Genomic DNA, 19,062 nt, shown 5'->3' on the forward strand with positions numbered 1-19,062 from the left:
TTAATTAATTAAAATTAATTTCAGAAAAAATGCATCAGATCAAATAAATAAGTCAATCATGAAAAAAGAATCCGTAATTGGAAAACCTCTAGACAGAATTGACGGACCACTAAAAGTAAGTGGAACGGCAAAATATGCGGCGGAATTCAATCAAAAAAATATGGCTTACGCTTTTCCCGTTCGTTCTACCATCGCTAATGGTTCTATATCAAATATTGATACCGCTGAGGCAAAAAAAGCCCCCGGAGTTATTAAAATATTAACTTACGAGAATGCGCCTAAATTAGCTGCGGCAAGCGGTGAAGAAAAGAATAAAAGCGGTGCAAGTATGGGCGAAAATATATCGCCAATGCAAGATAATTTGATCCATTACTGGGGACAGTATATTGCATTGATAATTGCCGAAACTTACGAAGAAGCCATTGCCGCCGCCGCGATGGTGAAGGTTTCTTATAAAAAAGAAAAACCGGTCATTAATTTAGAAAAAGCATTACCGGATGGCTTTAGACCGGAAAAAGCAAATGGACAGCCAGCGCAAATTAATCCAGGACAAGCACAGGCTATCATTGATGCCGCGCCGGTAAAAGTGGACCATACCTATACTACAGCTACAGAAAATCACCATCCGATGGAACCTCACGCTACGGTCGCGGTTTGGAAAGGTGATGATAAAGTAACTTTATACAATGCAACGCAAGGCGTTATGGGCATGCGTGCGACGGTTGCCTATTTTTTTAAATTGAAGCCGGAAAACGTGCAGATCATTAATCCCTTCGTTGGTGGAGGATTTGGGTGCAAAGGTTCAGAATGGGGACACGGACTTATGGCAACTATGGCGGCTAAAAGCATAAAAAGACCTGTAAAATTGGTCATTACGCGTCAGATGATGCAGACCAATGTGGGAAGACGAAGTGAAACCCAACAAAAAGTGGCTTTGGCAAGTTCAAAAGATGGGAAATTACAGGCCATACGTCATGAAAATGGAACTTATGCAAACCTCTCCGCTTTCTTCGAGCCCAGTGGAAAACAATCCGCTGTTTTGTATGCTTCGCCTATGCGCGAGATCACGTACAAGGTTGCGAACGTCAATATTGGGACACCCACATTTATGCGTGCTCCCGGAGAAACACCTGGTTGTTTTGCATTAGAAACGGCAATGGATGAATTGGCACATGAATTAAAAATGGATCCGATCGAACTGCGTAAAATTAATCATACGGCAGTTGATCCTATGAAAAAACATCCTTTTTCCAGTGAATATTTACTGGATTGCTATAAAATGGGTGCAGAAAAATTCGGTTGGAACAAGAGAAATATGATACCCGGACAAACACGGATCGGAAATCAATTAGTGGGTTATGGAATGGCAACAGCTACATATCCGGCAATTAGAAGTGCAGCTTCCGCAAAAGTTCAGTTAAAAAGTGATGGCTCTGTCATTGTAATGTGTGCCACACAAGATATTGGTACCGGCACTTACACCATTATGGCACAAACAGCAGCTGATGCTCTTGGCGTAAAAGTAGAAAATATTACAGTAAAATTAGGAGATTCAAGTTTACCTCCAGCTCCAGTTTCTGGGGGTTCTACAACTACCGCCAGTGTAAATCCCGCCGTTTATGAAGCGGCAGAAAAATTAAGAAACGATTTATTGTTATTAGCAAGAGCAGATAATAAATCTCCCTTGTACGGAAAATCAAATGAGGAAATAAACTTTTCAAATGGTGCTTTCTCTTTGAAAAGTGACGAAGCAATAAGAGATAGTTATATTGCCATTTTGCAACGTAATAAAAAAACGGTTATGGAAGGTTGTGTTACAGCCATGCCTGCTTCGGGAAGTGGATTGGGTTCGCAAAAAGCGGTCTGTAGTTTAGCAGAAATTGATACAGATGAAAATTCCGATGATAATACTTATTCATTTCATTCTTTCGGCGCACAGTTCGCGGAAGTATGGGTAGATGAAGATTTTGGAACAGTGCGGGTGAAAAGATTTGTAAGTGTTCAGGATGCAGGAACAATAATGAATGAAAAAACAGCGCGTTCTCAGATCATCGGTGGCGTTATATATGGTTTCGGATCAGCGTTAATGGAGGAAACGCTCTACGATGAACGGTATGGCAATCCGGTTACACGCACGCTGGCAGATTATCACGTTCCGGTAAATTTAGATGTGCCGCCGATTGATGTTTATTTTATAGGCAAAAAAGATCCGCACATTTCGCCGATCGGCGCCCGTGGAATTGGCGAGATCGGTATCACAGGAGTTTCTGCAGCAATAGGAAATGCTATTTTTAATGCGACGGGAAGAAGATTACGTGATCTACCTTTTACGCCTGATAAGCTGGTTTAAATTCCATAAATATTTTTAATTATTATCAGAATTAAATCTCAAGATCTGTATTAAAATTTTGATGGGTTGAACTATGGAAATACGGTATGCGTAGTTAGGAATTATTTTCTTTAAAAACTTTTTATCACGGCAATTTAATTTTAAAATTGATAAAAATTAGATTTTCTTCTAATGATCATTTTGTTAAAGCATCGTCCCTCACATCGAAGTAAAAAAAAATAAACTTCAAAATAGCTGATTTATTTAGAAATAATACCGTACTTATCATGCTTTAGTGGTCTTCGATTTGATCGCGCAATTCAGTTAACTTACATTTCATATCTCAGATTGAATTAAGAGTTTTTCTTATTGGCCACTTATTTACTTTTTCAACCTATTTGCCTAATAGCTATTTTGCAAGAACTACAGCACCAGTCATGTATATTGACTTTTTCTGAACAAGATCGTTTTTGAATACAGTAATTAATATTTTCAAATAAATCTAATTGCTTAGAAAATTTACTTCGAAATTACAGTCGTAAATCTTAAAATACTGTTAAAGTAACAAAATATAAATGAACGTTCATTCTTTTTTGTATATTTGCATTGTAAAAATAAATAAGTGATGTAAATGAAAAAGTTATTTTGGAACATTATAAAAATTATTCTTGCGCTCTTCATGATCTATGGTGGAGTACAGCATTTTATAAAACCGGATTTTTATATGCCGTTTGTCCCTTCCTTTTTACCGTATCCAGTGGCGGTGATCTATGTTTCCGGCATTATTGAAGTTGCTTTGGGTTTCACATTGTTATTAAATAAAAAATACGCTAAATGGGGAGCTTTGGGCATTCTGGTCTTAATGATCATATTTTTACCGATCCACATCTGGGACGTGTTTTCCGAAACTCCAGCGATTGGTAGTCATAAGGCCGCCTTGATCAGACTACCGACCCAATTGGTACTAATTGCTTTGTCATGGAAAGTCTATAGCAAATTATCTATTAAAAAAAATAATGAATATCCAAATGATTAAGAAAGAAAAAATATCGGATAAAAAAAATGCTTTGCTGAACGCTACTCTAACGTTGGTAAATGATCATGGTTTTCATGATGCTCCAATGTCCAAAATTGCAAAACTTGCGGGAGTGGCACCGGCCACCATCTATCTTTATTTTGAAAACAAACAGGATCTGATCAATACCCTTTACCTTGAGGTAAAGGCTTCTTTTAATAAATTTGCTTTTAATGGCTACCTTGAGGATATGCCTGTTAAAAAAGGTTTTGAAACAATTTGGTACAATATTGCGGACTATAAATTGAATCAAATAAAAGAAGCTTCATTTTTATCGCAATGTGATAATACGCCTATGATAGACGAAGAGATCAGGAAAGAAGGATTAAAACATTTGCAACCCCTACTTGATTTATGGGAAAAAGGAAAAGAGGAAGGTATTATAAAGCCTCTTTCAATCTTTGTTCTCTACGCTTATGCAATATACCCTTTGTCCTTTCTCATGGCTATGCAGGATAGAAACCTGTACACTTTGGACAAAAAAGTCCTAGATGAAACTTTTCGAGCTGCTTGGGATGCCATAAAATTGTGATATTTTTTTGTCTAAAATAAAGAATGAACGTTCGTTAATAATATAAAGATTTAAAAATTAAAAATATAAAATGATGAAAAAATTATATACAACTAATGCAACTGCAACTGGCGGCCGTGAAGGACGTACCAAATCAGATGATGGGGTATTGATCTTAAAATAGAGATCCCTGAAATAGAACGGGAATCCGCACAAAAATTACTTGAAACAGCGCATCAAGTTTGTCCTTATTCCAATGCGACAAGGGGCAACATAGAAGTCAATTTAAATTTATTATAAAACCTAAGAAAATGAACAAAGCAATCTTTTTAAACAGTCGTCCAATTGGAAAACCACAAGAATCGGATTTTAAATTTGTAAATGAAGACAAGCCGGAGATTACCAATGGTGAAATTCTTTTGAAAACAAAATTCGTTTCCGTTGATCCTTATTTGAGAGGACGAATGAGCGATGCCAAGTCGTATGTGCAACCCTTCAAATTAAATGAACCAATTTCCTCCGGAATTATAGCAGAAGTTATTGAGTCTAAAAATGATTCCTTTAAAAAAGGGGATTTTGTGTCTGGCTCTTTGGACTGGAAAGAATATCAAACGTCAAAAGGAGAGAATCTATTAAAAGTAGATGAGACCAAAGCCGCGCTATCTGCCTATTTGGGCGTTTTGGGAATGACCGGATTAACGGCTTACTTCGGCTTAACTGAAATAGGAAAACCTAAAAAAGGAGAAACCGTAGTTGTCTCTGGCGCAGCTGGTGCCGTTGGGAGTATTGTTGGTCAAATCGCAAAAATATTAGGTTGTCGTGTTGTAGGCATCGCAGGTACAGATGAAAAAGTAGCGATGCTAAAATCAAAATTTGGGTTTGATGAGGCTATCAACTATAATACTGTTAAGGATATGACCAAGGCAATTGCAGATGCTTGTCCAAATGGAGTTGATGTTTATTTCGATAATGTGGGAGGCGATATATCCGATAGTGTTCATGTCAACATTAATAGGTTGGGGAGAATTATTGTTTGTGGAGCCATTTCGGCCTACAATGAAACCGCTGTTCCAACAGGGCCTAGGGTTGAACATTTTTTGATCAGGAAAAGTGCACTTATGCAAGGTTTTATTGTTGGAAATTATGCAGAGAAGTTCCCTGAAGGAATGCAACAATTATCAAAATGGTTAAAGGAGGACAAACTCACTTATTCAGAAACTATTGTAGAAGGTTTTGATGCCATCCCGCAAGCGTTTATTGACCTTTTTGAAGGTAAAAACAAAGGAAAGATGATTGTGAAGATATAACTGCAATCCCATTTAAATATTTAAAAAATGAACTCAAATTATAAATACCTACTCTCTCCTCTTACTTTTCCTGTCTCCGGCATTGCTATAACGAGTAGAATAGTATTAGCACCCATGACAACCTTTTCGGGTAATGATGATGGAACTACTACAGATGCCGAAGTAGCATATTACCGTGAACGAAATCAATCAGCCGGGCTGTTGATTACCGCCTGTGCCTATGTAATTAGACATGGAAAAGGTTTTCATGGTCAGATAGGTGCCGATTCTGATGAATTGATTCCAAGCTTGAAAAGAATAGCTGATGCCTTAAAAGCGAACGGCAACAAAGCTGTACTTCAGTTATATCACGGCGGAAGGATGTCGCCTCCCGAAGAACTCGTTGACGGACAATCGTTAAGTGCCAGTGCTGTTGCCGCCGAGAGAGAAGGTGCTCAAGTTCCACGAGAAATGACAACAACCGAAATAGAAGAAACTATTGTGGCTTTTGGAGAAGCTACACGCAGAGCAATAGAAGCTGGTTTCGATGGGGTGGAAATACATGGAGCGAACACTTATTTATTACAGCAATTTTTCTCACCTCATTCCAATCGTAGAACAGATAAATGGGGTGGAGATTTGACGAAGAGAATGACTTTTCCACTAGCAGTAGTTGATGCAGTAATAAAAGCGGCGGCACTTTCATCGCATCCATTTCTTGTTGGATACCGTCTTTCGCCCGAAGAACTGGAAAACCCAGGTATCACAATGGAAGATACACTTCATTTGGTGGAAGCACTTTCGCGGAAACAATTAGACTATTTACACATTTCAGTGATGGATTTTTGGGCAGGTTCAATGCGGGATAAAAATGATACGGCAGCTCGGGCCGAACTAATTGCAGCCAAAGTGGGTCATATCATTCCTGTTATTGGTGTAGGAAGTCTTCACACACCAGAAGAAGTAGAAAGAGTTCTTGCGGGCAACATTCCACTGGTAGCCATGGCCAGAGAACTTTTAATGGAACCGCATTGGTTAACTAAAGTCAAGAACAATGCAGTTGACCAAATTAGAACCGAACTGGATGTAAATACTCAAGATCTATTAAAGATACCCACTCCTCTTTGGAGCGCACTTATTTCAAGAACAGGTTGGTTGCCTTTGAAAAATAACCAAAACTAATTATCTAATATTTAAAACAAAGTAACATGAACAATTTTAAATTTAAAAATCCAACAAAAATACTATTTGGCAAAGGTCAAATAGAAAATCTATCAAAAGAGATTCCCGAAAACGCAAAAATATTGTTGCTATACGGAGGCGGAAGCATCAAAAAAAACGAAATCTACGATCAGGTAAAAAAAGCACTTTCAGCTTATGAAGTTGTGGAATTTGGAGGAATTCCGGCGAATCCAGAATATAGTATTTTAATGCAAGCCCTACAAGTTATAAAAGAGGAGGGCATTAATTTCTTATTGGCCGTTGGTGGAGGATCCGTTATCGATGGTACAAAATTTTTATCTGCCGCAGCACTTTACAAAGGCGATAGTCCTTGGAATTTATTAACCGAGAATAAACCTACTACCGAGGGAATGCCCTTTGGAACTGTCTTAACCTTACCGGCTACAGGTTCTGAAATGAATTCTGGAGCGGTTATCACTAGAAAAGAAACTAAGGAGAAATTGGCCATGGGCGGACCAGGTCTTTTCCCATTGTTCTCGATCCTTGATCCCGAAGTCGTTCAATCTATTCCCCAACGCCAGTTGGCCAATGGGATCACAGATGCTTATACACACGTTCTGGAGCAATATATGACCTATCCTACGGGTGCATTGTTGCAAGATCGCTTTGCAGAAAGTATTTTACAAACCTTGGTTGAAGTGGCACCAGCCATTTTAAAAGACCCATCAGATTATTCTGCTGCATCAAACTTTATGTGGAGCTGTACGATGGCGCTGAACGGACTGATCCAACAAGGCGTTCCCGGCGACTGGGCTGTACATATGATGGGACACGAATTAACGGCACTGTATGGCATCGATCATGCAAGAACATTGGCTATTGTGGCTCCAAGCCACTACCGTTATAACTTTGACTCTAAAAAAGAAAAGCTCGCACAATATGCAGAACGTATCTGGAACATTGTCGATGGAACAGTGGAGGAAAAAGCCAAAGCAGGAATTGAAAAAACTGAAGAATTTTTTCACTCATTAGGAATCAAAACGAAGCTTTCAGAATACACGGATAACTATTCGGAGACGGGAAGCATTGTCTCAAAACGTTTTACAGATCGTGGCTGGACCGGACTTGGAGAACACAAAACTCTTAGCCCTTCTGATGCGGAAAAAATAATAGAAATGAGTTATTAACATTATAACCTAGGAAAGATGAAAACAAGAACAATTGGAAAAAGTGACCTAAAAGTATTTCCCATAGGCCTGGGAGCCATGGGGATGTCGGAATTCTATGGGGATACGGATGAAAAACAAAGTATTAAAACCTTGCACAAAGCATTGGATATTGGGGTCAACTTTATCGACACCGCCGATGTTTATGGAATAGGGGATAATGAAGAATTATTACGGAAAGCCTATAGCGATCGCTGGAACGATGTGGTACTAGCGACAAAGTTTGGCTTTGTAAGGGATAAGAACAACCCAGAAGTAAGGCAACTTAATGGCTCTCCGGAGTATGTGAAAAGTGCGTGTGAAGCAAGTTTAAAACGATTGGGCCGAGAGGCGATCGATCTGTATTACCTGCATCGTGTGGATCCCAATACGCCTATTGAGGAAACAGTTGGGGCAATGGCAGAATTGGTGAAAGAAGGAAAAGTTAGATATATAGGACTTTCGGAAGTTTCGGGCGATACGCTAAGGCTTGCCCATAAAGTTCATCCTATAACTGCGGTACAAACCGAGTATTCCATCTGGTCACGTGATGTGGAGCAAACCACAATGTCCGTTATAGAAGAATTGGGGATCTCATTAGTGCCATACAGTCCTTTGGGTAGAGGTTTTCTATCAGGAACCATCAAGAATACCTCAGAATTATCCGAGAATGATTTCCGACATACTGTGCCCCGTTTTCAAAAAGAAAATTTTGAAAGTAACAAAACACTTTTAAGCCGAATTGAGCAGTTAGCTGACAAGAAGAACGTAACACCTGCACAATTGTCCTTAGCTTGGTTATTACACAAAGGAGAAAATATAATCCCTATTCCCGGTACCAAGCATGAGAAATACTTGATCGAAAATGCGAAAGCTGTTGACGTTGAACTTACCCAAGAGGAGATGCAGTATTTGGATGATACCTACAGCACAGTGGCTGGAGAACGCTACAATGCTAATGGTATGAAATTTACAAATCTTTAATAAAAACTTTAAAAGTAGATAAAAATGATAAAAATGAAAATATTAATTGTGTTAACCTCTCATGCATTATTGGGAAATACTGGTGAGAAAACCGGATTTTGGATAGAAGAATTTGCAACGCCTTATTATTATTTAGTAGATAATGGCGCCAGCGTTACTTTGGCCTCACCTGATGGAGGTCAGCCTCCTATCGATCCTACCAGTGATAAGCCGGAAAATCAGACAGAATCCACCAAACGGTTTAAAAATGATGAGTCATTACAGGAAAAACTGAGCAAAACGCATAAACTTTCCGAGGTGTCTGCAAACGAATATGACGCAGTATTCTATCCAGGTGGTCACGGGCCTTTATGGGATTTGGCAGAGAGTGAAGTTTCGGCAAGGTTGATCGAGAATTTTTATAATGCCGGTAAACCTGTTGCCTTTGTATGCCATGCCCCTGCAGCTCTGAAAAATGTAAAAAATATTTCGGGGGAACCACTTGTAAAAGGAAAAAAAGTAACTGGATTTACAAATTCAGAGGAAAAACTGGTTGGTCTTACCGATGTTGTCCCTTTTCTTGTTGAAGACATGTTGAAGGAAAAAGGAGGTATATATAGCAAATCAAAAGATTTTGAGGCCTATGCTTTGGAAGATGGATTGCTCATTACAGGACAAAACCCAGCCTCATCGCAAAAAGTTGCTGAATTATTATTAAACAAATTGGAATCTAAAAAATAGGTTTTCTGGTCATTCTCTGATATAATTATCAGCAGTTTCTTCCTTCCTCATCAGTAAAGAGGAAGGAAGATTGGCTAGGATACACACTCATTAACAAATTAAAAAGAATATTTATTTATGATAAAAGTAGTGGCCAAAAATTTTGCTAAAGAAAATGAAATAGACAAAATTTTAGAACTGGCAAAGGAATTAGTAGCAAAAACAGTGAAAGAAGTAGGTTGTATCAAGTATGAAATGTACCAAAATACAAAAGAGCCAGCAGAGCTAATAATGTTAGAAGAATGGGAAACTGAAGAAGATCTAACCAATCACATGTCTTCAGAACATTTTAAAAGAATTGTTCCTCAGATGGCCGAGTATCTGAAAAAAAAGGCAGAAATCGACATATACCAAAAAGTCATTTAAGCATTTAATGGAATGAAAAAAGATATGCTGCTGCAGACGAATAAATATATAAATAGCGCTCTGCAAATTTTCATTTCACATCTATTATTTATTAAAAAACATAGAATTACCCGATAGATATAGGTCACATTTGACTGCGGGAGTCTGCTTTTTTCTAAAAGTGACCTACCGTTCTATTATTTAATCAATTGGAGGCTAAAAATCAGCTTTTATGATCGCAGGAAAATTTGTTCTAAAGTGATCTTCCACTTTTGAAAATATCAAACCAAATTGGCCTAAATAATATGAAAGGGGAAAACCTAAGAAGTAACTATTAAAAACAAAAGAAATGAATAACGAGAAAAAAAATGTATTGGTAGCTGGTGCTAATGGCACCACAGGAAAGATCATTATTGACATACTTCAAAGATCAGATGCGTATAAGCCGGTTGCCATGGTTCGGAAACAAGAGCAAAAAGAGCGATTTGAAAATGAACATGTTACCACGGTACTCGCCGATCTGGAAGAGGACTCGAGCCAAGTGGTCATTCAAATTGACAAGATTATTTTCGCCGCAGGGTCAAAAGGCAAAAATGTAGTTGGTGTAGACCAAGAAGGAGCCAAACGATTGATCGATGCGGCAAAGGAAGCCGGGATCGAAAAATTTGTGATGTTAAGTTCTATGGGAGCGGATGATCCTTCTCAAAATAAAGATCTTGAAGCCTACTTGAAAGCAAAACAAAATGCAGATGAACATTTGCGGGCGAGTGGATTGGATTATGTTGTCGTTCGTCCGGGAGCGTTGACGAATGAAGATGGTAAAGGTAAAATTGAACTCAGTCCCAAATTGAACAAAAGCGGCATTATTTCAAGAGCTGATGTTGCAAAAACCTTAGTTGAAGTATTGAATGACGACATTATGCAAAATCAAACTTTTGAAATTCTGGAAGGCAAAATTCCCTTAGAAGAAGCGGTTCGATCAAATTAAAGATATTTACGATGTGCTGAGGAGTTCAAAGGATCGAAAGAATATAAAATTGCAGATAAGTAGGCAATATTTTTAGAAAAACCATCACCAAATCCCTAGGAATATGGCTTTGGAGTCATTGATGATGAAAACTTAGCGAGAGAAAAATATAGTGTTAGAAAATCCTTCTTAATTCATATAGCTATAAGAAGATAACATTACAAACTTTAAACTTTTTACTTAAACAAAATGGAAAAATTTATTTGGATCATAATGGCATTTATTGCTGGTACATTTCTTCCGATACAGTCCGGCATGAATAACAAACTGGCTAAGACTGGCGGTAGTCCTATCCATGCCTCAATGATATCATTTGCCATAGGTTTATTGGCATTAGTAATTTACATTCTTGTAACTTCTCAAAATGTATCTTGGAGAGGCATAAAAGATGCTCCTACATATGCATGGTTGGGTGGATTATTGGGTGCTTTTTATGTCACGATCATTGTACTTGCCTTTCCTAAGATCGGACCTGGATTAACTTTCGGATTAGTAGTTACAGGACAATTGTTAATATCCATGTTGATGGAGCACTTTCACATTATGGGAGCACAACATATACCGATCACTATAGGCAGAGTTATGGGTATGCTACTAATTATTGGCGGAGTAATAGTCATGAAGAATTTTTGAAAAAATTTGAAATGCCATTTCGGATGACAAATTATAAAATTAATAGTTGAGAAAGGTTATATTCAATGTTTGAAGATTGTTTAAGCCCTCTTTAAATTATCTAGTTATGGATTAACCGAAGAAATATTAATTAATAAGAATGAATACTGATTACAAAAATATACATCTCATTATTTCAAGTTATATTGAAATGGATGATGATGAATGGATCGATTATTCTTCTGATTTTCAAGTAAAGAAAATTAAAAAGAAGAGTTTGCTTCTTGAAGAAGGTCATGTTTGTAAGAATGTGTTTTTTGTGGAGAGTGGCTTATTAAGAATTTTCTTTATAGATAAAGAAGGGGAAGAAAAAACCTTCCATTTTTCCTTAGAAAACACTTTTGCTAGTGACTATGAAAGTTTATTGAGAGGTATTCCTTCAAATTATTCTATTCAAGCTTTGGAAGATACGCAAGTTGTTATAATGTCGCTTGAAATGCTACAAAAAGGCTACATAAAACTTAGAAATGGCGAAAAATTAGGAAGACTCCTTGCAGAAGATTATTTTTTTATTTTCAGTGACAAAATACAATCTATTTACACGCAATCACCCCTTGAAAGATATAACAATTTAACGATCAGGTTTCCTAATATATTTCAGAGAGTTCCTCAACACTTAATTGCCTCTTATTTAAATATTAGTTCCGTTCATCTAAGTCGTTTGAAAAATGCCGATAAATCGGAATGATCAAAAGTGATAACATATGTTATTGCTGATTATCTGTTGGGCTTCTAAATTTGTATCTGAAATTATACTTTAAAAAATTATAGAGATGAAAGAATTGGACGGAAAAATAGCATTAATAACTGGTGGCGCATCTGGTATTGGAAAAATCATGACCCGCTTGTTATTGGAACGGAAAGCCAAAGTAATCATTTGGGATATAGATCAATCGAAAATAGATGAAACAATCGCAGAATTTTCTGCCAAAGGTAATATCTATGGATTTAAGGTTGACGTTTCTAACCTCAGCCAAATTCAAGAAACAGCTAAAGCTGTAAAACAACAAATAGGTACTGTAGATGTGCTTATAAATAATGCTGGTATTGTTGTAGGTAAATATTTCCATGAACATTCCACTGTTGATATTCAAAAAACAATGGAGATCAATGCCAATGCTCCCATGTTTGTAACCTTGGAATTTTTAAAAGATATGCTCACACAAAACTCTGGTCATATCTGTAATATCGCTTCTTCAGGAGGAATAATTTCAAACCCAAAAATGTCGGTGTACGCCGCTAGTAAATGGTCGGTTATTGGTTGGTCAGACAGTTTACGTATTGAAATGAACCAACTCAATAAGAAGGTTAATGTAACGACCATTATGCCCTATTATATAAATACAGGAATGTTTGACGGTGTGAGGTCAAAAATTCCAATTTTGGAACCAGAAGCTGCGGCACTTACAATTGTTAAAGCCATAGAGCAAAATAAAAAAATGATAACCATACCCGGGTATTTATATAGACTTACAAGATTTGGCCAGGCTGTTATGTCAATAAATTTATTTGACTGGTTTGCAGGCAGTGTGCTTGGCATTTATAAAACTATGGAACATTTTACAGGCCACAAGAAATAATATACTTCTTAAATTTATTCCCATGAAAGATACATCAGAAGATATAATTGTTCAGCATATAGAAAATCAGAGAGCTTTTTTCTCAACTCAGAAAACAAAGGATGTTGGTTATAGAATAACACAATTACGTAAGTTAAAACAAGCTATTCTTAAAAATCAAAAAAAAATTGAGAATGCATTGTGGGAAGATTTACATAAATCGCCTGAAGAAGCGTATCTAACAGAAATCAGCATAGTTACGGGCGAAATTGATAACCATATAAAGCATTTGAAAAAATGGTCAAGACCCAAAAGCGTTTCAACTCCTATTCATCTATTGCCTTCATCGAGTAAAGTAATTTATGAACCCTTAGGTGTGGCTTTAATTGTTGCACCTTGGAACTATCCGTTCCAGTTGCTTATTAATTCGTTGGTAGGTTCTATTTCTTCGGGGTGTTGCAGTATATTAAAACCCTCGCCAGATACGCCAACTGTTGCCAAAGCGATGGAGGATATGATTGCAGAGAATTTTGATTCTAATTATATTAGTGTAGTTCAAGGGGGTCGGGAAACCAACACCATTTTATTCTCCCAACGCTTCGATATTATTTTCTTTACTGGTAGTCCTAAAGTTGGTAAAGTGGTGATGAGAGCTGCTGCCGATCACTTAACACCAGTAGTTTTAGAATTGGGAGGTAAAAGCCCTTGTATTGTGGATGCCGATGCTAATATTGACGTTGCCGCCAAACGCATTACTTGGGGGAAACTAGTAAACGCTGGGCAAACTTGTATCGCACCCGATTATCTTTTTGCACACCAATCTATTAAAGATGAATTGTTGGATAAAATTGCCTCGAATATTAAACTGATGTATGGAGAAAACATTAAAGAAAGCCGTTTTTATCCTCGTATTGTAAACGAACAGGCAGTTGACAGATTGGCGGGTTTACTAAACCAAGGTAAAATACATACGGGAGGCGAAGTAGATAGCAAAGAAAAGTTTATTGAACCTACCATTATTGATAATGTAGATGCAAATTTCCTGATAATGCAAGAGGAGATCTTTGGCCCCATATTACCTGTAATGACTTTTAGCCATATAGACGAAACTATAGATTACATTAATGAAAATGAAAAACCTCTGGCGTTCTATTATTTTGGTGAAAACAAGAATGCAAAAGACATTTTGGCTAAAACAACCTCAGGAGGAGCTTGTATCAATGATACGCTAATGCACATAACCAATCATAATTTACCCTTTGGTGGTGTTGGTAATAGTGGAATGGGGAAATATCACGGAAAGGAAAGCTTTTTAGCCTTTAGCAATAAAAGAGCAGTTGTTACTACACCTACCTGGATTGATTTGCCTATGAAATATGCGCCTTTTAAGTATTTTAATTTAATAAAGAAAATTATTTGAGTTACTGAAACACAAAATATATTTAATAAATAATAACATGATTAAACTATTTAAAATTATAACCCTTGTCTTTTGTATCTTTTTATTTGCCAGTTGCGCTTCTAAAAAAATAGGAAACCTTTCTTATCTTAAAAGCGCTAAAGCTTTAGTGGAATCTTATCCAGAATTAAATGTGTACCAGCCTAAAAAATCTAAAAACAACCCAGTCGTTATTTTTATTCACGGTGGTTATTGGGATCAAGGGAATAAAGATATTTACGGATTTCTGGGTCGCAATTTTGCTAAAAAGGATATTGTAACTGTTATCCCTAACTACACTTTAAGCCCTGATGGTAATTATGATACCATGGCAAAAGAGGTTGCCACAGCTATTCAATGGACTTATGATAATATTGATAAATACAATGGGAATCCCGATCAAATATTTCTAATGGGACATTCAGCAGGAGGGCACTTAATTGCTCTTGTTGCTACTAATCCCAAATATTTGAAAAACACAGATTTGATTAAAGGCGTTATACTTAATGATGCGGCTGGACTGGATATTTATTCCGAATTAAAAGAAAATCCTCCAACCAAATTTCATCATTATAATACGACTTGGACAGCGGATGTAAACAACTGGAAAGATGCATCGCCTATTTATTTTTTATCTGAAAAAACACCACCTTTTTATATTTACGTGGGCAGCAAAACCTTTTCTTCGATAATTTCCCAAAATAAAGACTTTGTCAAAAAATTGAATAAATATCAACCCACTGTAAAGATAAATTTTCTCCCAAAAAAACATATACCGATGATGAGCCAATACTTATTTCCGTGGAACAAGCATTACAAAGAAATTATTGAATTTATAGACCTGCATAAATAAGGGAAAGTATAAAATGAATAAAAACCGTTTCGATAAGCAATTTGAATTAAGATATTTTGAAATGAATGAATTTGGTGTGGCATCGCCAACCACCATCTTAACGCTTTTGGAAGAAACGGCTGCTGACCATTGTTATTCTATAAACCATAGTTTATATCAATTAGCAGAACAGAATATTGGTTGGGTTTTAATTTCTGGGTTTATGCAAATGGAGCGATATCCAAGTTATAAAGAAAAGATTACCATTAGAACTTGGCTGTCAAAATATTCAACCATTAAAGGTTTTAGAGAAAATATAATATATGATGAACAAAATAATATTATAGGAAGAGCCAAAGGCTTATGGATTTTCTTTGATATTGTTAAAAGAAGACCAGTTCAAATATTTGATGATATAATTTTAAAATGGTCTTTCTGTAATGAAGAAAGTATTGATTACAATATCTCTAAAAAAATTAAGGCAGTTGAAAATTCAGATTATGAACTGGAATTTAAAGTCAATAAATATGATACTGATATGATTAAGCATGTAAATAACATTAGATATTTACAATGGGTAGTTGAGTCAGTTCCTGAGGAAATTATTAATAATTATTATTTGTATTCTATAGACGGTAGATTTATTGCAGAAGCTCATTATGGTCAAACAATCATTTGCTGTACTAAAATGGACACAATGGAAAAATCATTCATACACTCCATAAAAATTGAAGGAACCGATAAAGTTTGTGCAACAGCAAAGACGATTTGGAAGAAAATAAAAACATAAATGCACAAAGTATAATTTTCTGCCGAATTACAAAAAAAACACAGGATGGTTAATAAAATTGTAATCCATATTGGGTGTATCTTTTTCATCATCGATCATTTTTTGACCGGGAACATCAAAAAGTTTTAATGGCTAATCCCTGTGCAAAACCTAGTTTCTTATCGATCATTACCCGCGCGGAACCGTTGGAAAAACGGATCGCGGCTTCATATTTTTTGGGTGTCGCATAAAATCCCTGGGCATATTCTTTCGGTAAGTTATCAAGCACCGTAAATTCCGCCTTCAAGGCAGCATAGCCTTTTGCATGAGCATCAGGGGTGTTGTAAATTAAATTATTTTCTCTTTAGATTCATGAACATAGGCGGCGATATCAGCGGTTATCTCCTCAACTTGCTTATCAAATTCTGCAGAAATGTCTTCTACCACAGAGGCGTATTTAATAAATTCTTTTTTCATCTTTAATTTTTTATTTTATTTTAATTCAGAGATCCATTTAAGAGCCGTGAGACTAGGTATAAAGCAATAATCACCACCTCCTAATCATTTTAGATGTACAATGGATCAAAATAAAACCAAAAAGGATAAGGTTGATTTTGTTTTGCAACGATGGAGGAAAACGGTCAGGAATTTCGTGAGTTTAGCGTTTAATAAAACGCTCAAAATATAAAAATTGGCGTTTAAAACAGATGTCGAAATATTCTTTAAAATATTTTATATCTTGGCAAAGAATTAAAGTCTTTAAATAACCGTCAATATCCATTTAATAATAAATATAGCAAAATGTATCAACTCATAGTAAATAGAACAAATTTCCATGATTTCAGAATTTTTAATAATACGTTCGATGATTTAGAAGATGGGCAAATCCTAGTAAAAATAAACCAATTTGCTTTTACTTCTAATAATATTACTTATGCTGCTACAGGAGAGATGCTTGGTTATTGGGAGTTTTTTCCTGTTTCAAAAACAGAAGGAATTATTCCTGTTTGGGGATTTTCAGACGTGATTGCCTCTAAATCAAAGGGGGTTTTAGTGGGAGAACGCCTATTTGGTTATTATCCAATGGCCTCTCATGTAGTGATGCAACCTACTGAAATTGAAAATGGGAACTTCACAGAGGGTATGCCTCATAGAGTTGGATTGCCACAGATTTACAATAGTTATAGTAATACAAAATCAGATCCTGGCTATTCAGTGCAAGGAGAAGCTTTCCAAAGTATATTCCGCCCCTTATTTACAGCTTCCTTCCTAATTGATGATTTGTTTTTTGATAACAATTTTTTCGATAGCAAAAATATCATATTGACCTCCGCATCCAGTAAAACAGCTATCGGTTTAGCTTTCTTATTGCATAAAAGAAAAGCAGATCATGATATAAAGATCATCGGCTTGACTTCTGAAGGGAATATGGATTTCGTTTCGGAATTAGGATTTTATGATGAAGTGATTTCCTATACTAATATTGAGGATATTGATGTTGAAAAGACTGCCATCGTTGATTTCTCTGGAAACGGGAATACACAATCTGTGTTACAAAAAAAATTGGGAGATCATTTAATTTATAATTGCATAGTTGGAATGGTAGATTGGCAGAATAATGGAGAAGCCACTGGTAATGGCACTTTCTTTTCTGCGCCTGACCAAGCTGAAAAACGGATTAAGGAATGGGGACCGCAAGTATTTCAACAAAATTTAACGGACTCATGGGTGCGTTTAACCGCGAACGCTAAAAATTGGATTTCAGTTAAAAAGACTACGAGTACAGAAGACTTAAGTGAGTTGTATTTAGAGATGTTGGATGGGAAAATTGATCCTTCAGTTGCGCATATTGTTAAAATATAGGTTTTTTTAATGAACTTAAAAAGAGGAGTATATAAACAACAATAGTAGTCAAAGCCATAGGGTGGTACTTTGGTTGATTCTATAAATTATAAAATTCCGGATCAAAGGCTTCATCTAAGTTTTTAGGCTCTGCTCTCTTTTTATGGTTTAACTCATGTCTTAATTTAGAAGCCGTTTGGTAAGCGCGTAATCTTGTACGCTGCAGATTACCAATTGGCTTATGCTCTTCCGTGGTATGAAATGGCGTAAATGATAGGTTTTCCATAATCTGAAAATTCCCGTCTTCTGGCACCACCTGTTGCGGAATATAGAGTTTAGCAACCGTTACAAACGGCGAATCTTCCTCTTTCCATTCTTCAGTAAGTTCTTCAACTGGCATTTTTTTCAGGTCGTTACAAAGTTGGATCTGGATATCAAATTCAAAATCGTGTTTTGTAATTTCACCAATAATTGCCGGTTTAAAGGCTTGATCGATTTTCTGTGGATCAACCTCTGGTGTTATAATTTTGCTTAAAAAATCAGCATTAGGATGTGCCCGCACTTTGGCAATATAATCTCCATGTCTTACCGCGCCCATACTCCAAAAATCATACAGAAAAGGGTTTTTTGGTTCAATATCCTGAAAGCCTAAAATTGCTTTCAATTCCTTTAAACTTTCTCTGCCGGGAAATGCTTTTCCCATTTCCGTTGCCCACATATAAGCGAATTCAGCTTTTCCAAAAATACCTTTTTCAAAATAATCATTCATTTTAAGAAAAAGTTTGCCGATGAAGGTATAGTCTTCTGCCGAATTACAAAAGAACACAGGATGGTTAATAAAGTTGTAATCCATGTTGGGTGCATCTTTTTCATCATCGGTCATTTTTTGACCTGGAACATCAAAAATTTTGATGGCTAATCCCTGTGCAAAACCTAGTTTCTTATCAATCATTACTCGCGAGGAACCATTGGAGAAACGGATTGCAGCTTCATATTTTTTGGGTGTTGCATAAAATCCCTGTGCATATTCCTTTGGTAAGTTATCAAGCACCGTAAATTCAGCCTTCAAGGCAGCATAGCCTTTCGCATGAGCATCACGGGTGTTATAAGTTAGTTTGTTTTTCTCTTTAGATTCATGAACATAGGCGGCGATATCAGCGGTTATTTCGTCAACTTGCTTATCAAATTCTGCAGGAATGTCTTCAACCACAGAGGCGTATTTAATAAATTCTTTTTTCATCTTAAAT

General features: G+C 36.4%; 20 protein-coding genes and 1 pseudogene. 18 read left to right on the forward strand and 3 right to left on the reverse strand.

The features are described 5' to 3' along the window. Window positions 1-58: 58 nt before the first annotated feature. The 17 genes and pseudogenes from ACZ9HT_RS04865 (at window position 59) to ACZ9HT_RS04945 (ending at window position 15,994) form a co-directional block, all read left to right on the forward strand. The gene (locus ACZ9HT_RS04865; protein WP_476039335.1) at window positions 59-2,350 is read left to right on the forward strand and encodes a xanthine dehydrogenase family protein molybdopterin-binding subunit; all 2,292 of its coding nucleotides are present in this window, start codon (window positions 59-61) and stop codon (window positions 2,348-2,350) included. A gap of 610 nt (window positions 2,351-2,960) precedes the next feature. Next, window positions 2,961-3,365, forward strand: coding sequence for a DoxX family protein (locus tag ACZ9HT_RS04870; RefSeq protein ID WP_476039336.1), 405 nt, complete (start codon window positions 2,961-2,963; stop codon window positions 3,363-3,365). Then, a complete protein-coding gene (locus ACZ9HT_RS04875) occupies window positions 3,358-3,936 on the forward strand; it encodes a TetR/AcrR family transcriptional regulator (protein WP_476039337.1) in 579 nt (192 codons plus the stop codon). The genes ACZ9HT_RS04870 and ACZ9HT_RS04875 overlap by 8 nt, the downstream gene beginning before the upstream one ends. Window positions 3,937-4,119: 183 nt before the next feature. After that, window positions 4,120-4,215 (forward strand): annotated as a pseudogene (locus ACZ9HT_RS04880) (organic hydroperoxide resistance protein); the annotation flags it as partial. A gap of 11 nt (window positions 4,216-4,226) precedes the next feature. After that, a complete protein-coding gene (locus ACZ9HT_RS04885; protein WP_476039338.1) occupies window positions 4,227-5,222 on the forward strand; it encodes an NADP-dependent oxidoreductase in 996 nt (331 codons plus the stop codon). A gap of 27 nt (window positions 5,223-5,249) precedes the next feature. Beyond that, window positions 5,250-6,383 (forward strand): NADH-dependent flavin oxidoreductase, encoded by a 1,134-nt coding sequence (locus ACZ9HT_RS04890; protein WP_476039339.1) that lies wholly within the window; start codon window positions 5,250-5,252, stop codon window positions 6,381-6,383. A 26-nt stretch (window positions 6,384-6,409) separates the two neighbouring features. Next, window positions 6,410-7,570 (forward strand): iron-containing alcohol dehydrogenase, encoded by a 1,161-nt coding sequence (locus ACZ9HT_RS04895; RefSeq protein WP_476039340.1) that lies wholly within the window; start codon window positions 6,410-6,412, stop codon window positions 7,568-7,570. An 18-nt stretch (window positions 7,571-7,588) separates the two neighbouring features. Further along, window positions 7,589-8,572: an aldo/keto reductase gene (locus ACZ9HT_RS04900; RefSeq protein WP_476039341.1), complete on the forward strand. Its 984-nt coding sequence runs from the start codon at window positions 7,589-7,591 to the stop codon at window positions 8,570-8,572. A 33-nt stretch (window positions 8,573-8,605) separates the two neighbouring features. Further along, window positions 8,606-9,292, forward strand: a complete 687-nt coding sequence (locus tag ACZ9HT_RS04905) for a type 1 glutamine amidotransferase domain-containing protein (RefSeq protein WP_476039342.1) — start codon at window positions 8,606-8,608, stop codon at window positions 9,290-9,292. A gap of 117 nt (window positions 9,293-9,409) precedes the next feature. Further along, the gene (locus tag ACZ9HT_RS04910; protein ID WP_476039343.1) at window positions 9,410-9,697 is read left to right on the forward strand and encodes a putative quinol monooxygenase; all 288 of its coding nucleotides are present in this window, start codon (window positions 9,410-9,412) and stop codon (window positions 9,695-9,697) included. Between the two features lie 328 nt (window positions 9,698-10,025). After that, window positions 10,026-10,664: an SDR family oxidoreductase gene (locus ACZ9HT_RS04915; RefSeq protein ID WP_476039344.1), complete on the forward strand. Its 639-nt coding sequence runs from the start codon at window positions 10,026-10,028 to the stop codon at window positions 10,662-10,664. 228 nt (window positions 10,665-10,892) lie between these two features. Next, the gene (locus ACZ9HT_RS04920; RefSeq protein ID WP_476039345.1) at window positions 10,893-11,336 is read left to right on the forward strand and encodes a DMT family transporter; all 444 of its coding nucleotides are present in this window, start codon (window positions 10,893-10,895) and stop codon (window positions 11,334-11,336) included. Between the two features lie 139 nt (window positions 11,337-11,475). Then, the gene (locus ACZ9HT_RS04925) at window positions 11,476-12,063 is read left to right on the forward strand and encodes a Crp/Fnr family transcriptional regulator (protein ID WP_476039346.1); all 588 of its coding nucleotides are present in this window, start codon (window positions 11,476-11,478) and stop codon (window positions 12,061-12,063) included. Between the two features lie 85 nt (window positions 12,064-12,148). After that, complete coding sequence (locus ACZ9HT_RS04930) at window positions 12,149-12,955, forward strand: SDR family oxidoreductase (protein WP_476039347.1); 807 nt, start codon at window positions 12,149-12,151, stop codon at window positions 12,953-12,955. A gap of 22 nt (window positions 12,956-12,977) precedes the next feature. Continuing rightward, on the forward strand, window positions 12,978-14,354 hold the full coding sequence (locus ACZ9HT_RS04935) for an aldehyde dehydrogenase (protein ID WP_476039348.1): 1,377 nt from the start codon (window positions 12,978-12,980) through the stop codon (window positions 14,352-14,354). A 37-nt stretch (window positions 14,355-14,391) separates the two neighbouring features. Then, window positions 14,392-15,225, forward strand: a complete 834-nt coding sequence (locus ACZ9HT_RS04940; RefSeq protein ID WP_476039349.1) for an alpha/beta hydrolase — start codon at window positions 14,392-14,394, stop codon at window positions 15,223-15,225. 13 nt (window positions 15,226-15,238) lie between these two features. Continuing rightward, entirely contained in the window at window positions 15,239-15,994 is a 756-nt protein-coding gene (locus ACZ9HT_RS04945; RefSeq protein WP_476039350.1) for an acyl-[acyl-carrier-protein] thioesterase, read from the forward strand. A 115-nt stretch (window positions 15,995-16,109) separates the two neighbouring features. On the opposite strand, the gene ACZ9HT_RS04950 is transcribed toward ACZ9HT_RS04945, so the two are convergent. After that, window positions 16,110-16,280 (reverse strand): hypothetical protein, encoded by a 171-nt coding sequence (locus ACZ9HT_RS04950; RefSeq protein ID WP_476039351.1) that lies wholly within the window; start codon window positions 16,278-16,280, stop codon window positions 16,110-16,112. A 41-nt stretch (window positions 16,281-16,321) separates the two neighbouring features. Continuing rightward, a complete protein-coding gene (locus ACZ9HT_RS04955) occupies window positions 16,322-16,450 on the reverse strand; it encodes a hypothetical protein (protein ID WP_476039352.1) in 129 nt (42 codons plus the stop codon). 324 nt (window positions 16,451-16,774) lie between these two features. On the opposite strand from ACZ9HT_RS04955, the gene ACZ9HT_RS04960 reads away from it, so the two are divergent. Next, window positions 16,775-17,836, forward strand: coding sequence for a DUF2855 family protein (locus tag ACZ9HT_RS04960; RefSeq protein WP_476039353.1), 1,062 nt, complete (start codon window positions 16,775-16,777; stop codon window positions 17,834-17,836). A 79-nt stretch (window positions 17,837-17,915) separates the two neighbouring features. Here the strand turns inward: ACZ9HT_RS04960 and ACZ9HT_RS04965 are convergent, their stop codons facing one another. Next, the gene (locus tag ACZ9HT_RS04965) at window positions 17,916-19,055 is read right to left on the reverse strand and encodes a catalase family protein (RefSeq protein ID WP_476039354.1); all 1,140 of its coding nucleotides are present in this window, start codon (window positions 19,053-19,055) and stop codon (window positions 17,916-17,918) included. Window positions 19,056-19,062: the final 7 nt, after the last annotated feature.

Source organism: Chryseobacterium sp. UYP7 (genome assembly GCF_056279225.1).